This window comes from Mesorhizobium sp. M7A.F.Ca.MR.176.00.0.0, from assembly GCF_004023165.1.
Classification (GTDB): domain Bacteria; phylum Pseudomonadota; class Alphaproteobacteria; order Rhizobiales; family Rhizobiaceae; genus Mesorhizobium.
Genome location: NZ_RZTC01000144.1, coordinates 9,732 through 13,335, shown reverse-complemented (window position 1 = coordinate 13,335; position 3,604 = coordinate 9,732). Strand labels below are relative to the sequence as shown.

At 61.4% G+C, this 3,604-nt stretch carries 6 protein-coding genes; 1 reads left to right on the top strand and 5 read right to left on the bottom strand.

Translation table 11 applies throughout. The features are described from left to right. Positions 1–126: 126 nt before the first annotated feature. The 4 genes from EOB59_RS30650 to EOB59_RS30635 form a co-directional block, all read right to left on the bottom strand. Positions 127–534, bottom strand: a complete 408-nt coding sequence (locus EOB59_RS30650) for a hypothetical protein (protein WP_013532398.1) — start codon at positions 532–534, stop codon at positions 127–129. Next, on the bottom strand, positions 534–761 hold the full coding sequence (locus EOB59_RS30645) for a hypothetical protein (RefSeq protein WP_013532399.1): 228 nt from the start codon (positions 759–761) through the stop codon (positions 534–536). The genes EOB59_RS30650 and EOB59_RS30645 overlap by 1 nt, the downstream gene beginning before the upstream one ends. 364 nt (positions 762–1,125) lie before the next feature. Beyond that, positions 1,126–1,335 carry a cold-shock protein gene (locus EOB59_RS30640; protein WP_010915421.1) on the bottom strand — a complete coding sequence of 70 codons (210 nt, stop codon included), beginning with the start codon at positions 1,333–1,335 and terminating at the stop codon, positions 1,126–1,128. A 425-nt stretch (positions 1,336–1,760) separates the two neighbouring features. After that, the gene (locus tag EOB59_RS30635; protein ID WP_127810792.1) at positions 1,761–2,414 is read right to left on the bottom strand and encodes a glutathione S-transferase family protein; all 654 of its coding nucleotides are present in this window, start codon (positions 2,412–2,414) and stop codon (positions 1,761–1,763) included. A gap of 197 nt (positions 2,415–2,611) precedes the next feature. Here EOB59_RS30635 and EOB59_RS30630 point away from each other — a divergent pair, with 197 nt between their 5' ends. After that, the gene (locus tag EOB59_RS30630) at positions 2,612–2,791 is read left to right on the top strand and encodes a CsbD family protein (protein WP_027037831.1); all 180 of its coding nucleotides are present in this window, start codon (positions 2,612–2,614) and stop codon (positions 2,789–2,791) included. 58 nt (positions 2,792–2,849) lie between these two features. Here the strand turns inward: EOB59_RS30630 and EOB59_RS30625 are convergent. After that, a partial coding sequence (locus EOB59_RS30625; protein WP_245486826.1) for a metallophosphoesterase occupies positions 2,850–3,604 on the bottom strand: 755 nt, incomplete at its 5' end.

The window sequence follows — 3,604 nt, the reverse complement described above, 5'->3', positions numbered from 1 at the left end:
GACTTGAACAGATCGGTCGCGGCCTCGGTGGCGTCGCCGGCTTTCGGCGCGGCAACCGGCTTGGCCGGTTTTGCCGCAGCACCCGAGGCTGCTGTCTGATCCTTGGAGGAGAATTTTATGGCCATGTCAGTCCTCGTCGGCGAAGCGCGATGATGGGGCGCGCGGATTGCGCAGGCGGCCGATCAGCGCCGAAACAGCCGTGATGTTCATTTCCTCGGGCGACCAGTTTTTCACCGCCTCGATGTGATGGGCCGCCAGCTCGCGATGCGTGCTGCCGCTGTAGGCGGCGTCCTGATAAGTCACCCGCTCATGGGTCTTGGCGTCTTCGCGGACATATTCGATCAGGTAGTTCGGGCATTCGGCGCGGCCACGCACGCCGACGCGCACCTGGGCATCACCGTGGGCACGCTTGCAGCGTTCGAGCTTTTCCAGCACACGCCGGACGAATTCGACCGGCTTGTCGAGGCCTTCGACCATATCGGCAATGGTTGCGTCGGCGGCGATCGGTGTTGGCGGTACGCGTTTGGTAGCCATCAGCGTCTTCCGGCCCGCTTCGGCAAAGCGGCTAGCGCGGCGGCGGCGGCCATCTCGTCGGCCTCCTTCTCCAGCCGCAATTCGCGCAGACGCGCGGTCTTGGCTTCACGTGCCTCGCTGACGGCGTCGCGCTCGGAATTGATGCGGTTGAGCGACATCGACTGGGTTTGCGTCTTGCTGAACAGGGACACGGCCTGATCGACGGTTGTCTTTGAACTGGTGGTCAAATCTTTCTCCTGTCAGGAGCCTGTGCCGATGGAGCGAGACCGGGTCTTCGGTCAGGATCACGCACAAAGCAATACGCGCGGCGAATTCAAATTGCTGGAGCGTCCCTTAGCACGTCCAGGCTGGCGCGCAGCGCACTTTCGGCGGCGAGGCCCGCAAAATGAAAAAGGCCAGGCACCGCCTGACCTTCCGTAAGGCGCCGCGCAACCAGATGACCATCCAAAAAGGATGCACCGGGATGCACGAAACGCCCCTCTCATGCGCATGATATGCCGTGGAAACTCAGGTCTCCGCGGCCATGCGCCCGAATTCGCCACTCACCGGTGCCAGTACATCCGTGGTCACCGGGAGAGCTGAATTCTTTTTTCAGGCCGCCTTCAACTGGTCGGCGGACATCTTGCCCGACTTGTTGTCGCGGACCATCTCGTAGCCGAGCTTCTGGCCCTCGACGATGTCGCGCATGCCGGCGCGCTCTACGGCCGAGATGTGGACAAAAACGTCGGCCGAGCCGTCGTCAGGCTGAATAAAACCAAAACCTTTGGTGGCGTTGAACCATTTAACTGTGCCGGTGCTCATGACGAACCCTTTCCATGGCAAATATTCGTTCGACGCCATGCGGATGCACAACGTCGTTTGTCCCGATTTTTGATGTGGGAAGTTCGTCAAAGGCGCGCTCGAAAGCGCGGATAACAAAAGTCAGTCAAACAAATATCGACGATTTGCTTATAGGCTTCTTTTGGCGCGCTGTCAAATTTGCATAAAGCCACAGCTGCGGAATTCTCCCAAACCACCTGGCCAAAACACCTGGCATGACGGCAGATCGGACGCCAAACAGCGCGCTTGCGCCAACTTGAGAAAAGTTTTCCGGCATCCAGGAACCATCTGCGCAGACGCGCATTTATTCGGTGTCATCGGCAGTTCATGAGAGCAATCGAATAACAGTTGATGGCAAAGACGCCCCCCGCACGAGAAAAGGTGCGAGGGGCGTTTTCGTTTGGATCCTATTCGTCCGGACCGGGTTCCGGCCACGTCTCCCTGGCCGCCTCGGCATACCAGTGGCGCATCGCCGGCGTTGCCAGCACGGCGTCGACATAGGCGCGCGTATCCGGCGCCAGCGTGCCGCCATAGGTGTCGAAACGGGTGACGACAGGCGCATACATGGCATCGGCCGCGGTGAAGTGGCCGAACAGGAACGGGCCGCCCTTGCCGTATTTTTCCCGGCACTGGCGCCACAGCGCCTCGATGCGGGCGCGTTGCGCCTCGCCCTCGGCCTCAAGCGGCTTGTGGCCCTTCGGCCGACGCAAATTCATCGGCCAGCCATAGCGAACCTCACGAAAGCCGGAATGCATCTCGGTCGCGGCCGAACGCGCCAGCGCACGGGCGTCGATATCGGCCGGCCAGAGCTTTTTTTCGGGAAACAGGTCGGCAAGATATTCAAGGATGGCAAGGGTTTCCCAGACGATCTTGCCATTGTGATTCAGCACCGGCACCTGACCTGTCGGCGACACTTTCGCCAGATTGGCAAAGGTTTCAGGCGTGCGCAGCCGCACGAAACCTTCCTCGAACGGGATCTCCAGATGCCTCATCGCCAGCCATGGCCGCAGCGACCATGAGGAGAAACACTTGTTGCCGATATAGAGCGTAAATTCTGCCATTTTTCTCCCCGCACGCCTGGCCTCGAAAATCCCATTGCCAACGCGTGTTCACAGCCTAGCCCACCGACCTTGCCCCAAGGCGGCGGCCGCGCGACCTGATCTGCCGTCCGGGCGACGCCTGGAACCTAACCGACGCCGGCCCGTTGGCTACCCGCAAATGAATTCCTCCGAATTCACACCCCAGGAGATGCGCAAAAATGGTGAACAAGGATCAGGTTGCGGGCGTGGCCAAGCAGGTCAAAGGCTCGGTCAAGGAAGCCGCGGGCAAGGCGACCGGCAACAGGCAGACCCAGGCCGAAGGCACGGGCGACCGGATCGCCGGCAAGGTGCAGAAGGCCTATGGCGACGTCAAGGACAAGGTCAAGAAGGCGCTCTGATCCGACATCGAGAAACGCGCTTTATCGAGGGAAAGGCGGCCGCGAAGGCCGCCTTTTTTCATGTGCTCCAGCCCTTGCTGAAAGCATTGGTGAAGGCAACCTCGCCATGATCGCCGGTCGCCTCGCCCAGCACCACGTCCATGCCGTCGCTGGTCACCCTGGCCAGCGCGAAACCGCCCATATAGGCAGCCTTCGGCTTGAACAGGTCGATCCCGTCCCTGCGATAGATCAGCGGCGTTTCGTGCTGGTGGCCATGGAAAATGCCGACGACATTGTAGCCCTTCAGCGCCGCCAGCAACGCCTGCCGGTCGGCCTCGCTCCACCAATGCGGCGCACCGGTGCCGTCATCATCGAAGTGGCTCTTGGCGGCATCCCAGCGTTCCACCGAAAAAGTGTCCCAGCCATAATGCTGGAACAGGACGACCGGACGGCCGTCCGCCGCATAGGTCGCCAGGTCCTGCTTCAGCCATGGCAGGCTGCTCTCGGCGCCGTGGCCGGTATCGCCGGCGAAACGATGCGTCTGAATCAGATGCAGGCCGCCCCAGTCCCAGGAGTAGCAGTCGGTGTCGACATCATAGTCGGTGGCCGGCACCGGCGGCTTGAAGAACACGCCGGCGCGATGGTTGACCTCGACATAGTCGCGCAGTTCGCGCCGGTACCAGTCGACATGGTGCAGCGGCCCGTTCTGGTCGAGATCATGGTTGCCGAGCCCGATATAAACCGGCATGTGCACGCGATCCGGACCGACGCCCTGGCTGTAGCGCTGGCTGAACTGGAGCAGTTGGGTGCCCTCGCTCGGCTGCGTGATCTGGC

Excerpts from the sequence above, each read along its gene's own strand:
- EOB59_RS30650 (WP_013532398.1), bottom strand. The coding sequence starts at position 534 with ATGGCTACCAAACGCGTACCGCCAACACCGATCGCCGCCGACGCAACC.
- EOB59_RS30640 (WP_010915421.1), bottom strand. The coding sequence starts at position 1,335 with ATGAGCACCGGCACAGTTAAATGGTTCAACGCCACCAAAGGTTTTGGT.
- EOB59_RS30635 (WP_127810792.1), bottom strand. The coding sequence starts at position 2,414 with ATGGCAGAATTTACGCTCTATATCGGCAACAAGTGTTTCTCCTCATGG.
- EOB59_RS30630 (WP_027037831.1), top strand. The coding sequence starts at position 2,612 with ATGGTGAACAAGGATCAGGTTGCGGGCGTGGCCAAGCAGGTCAAAGGC.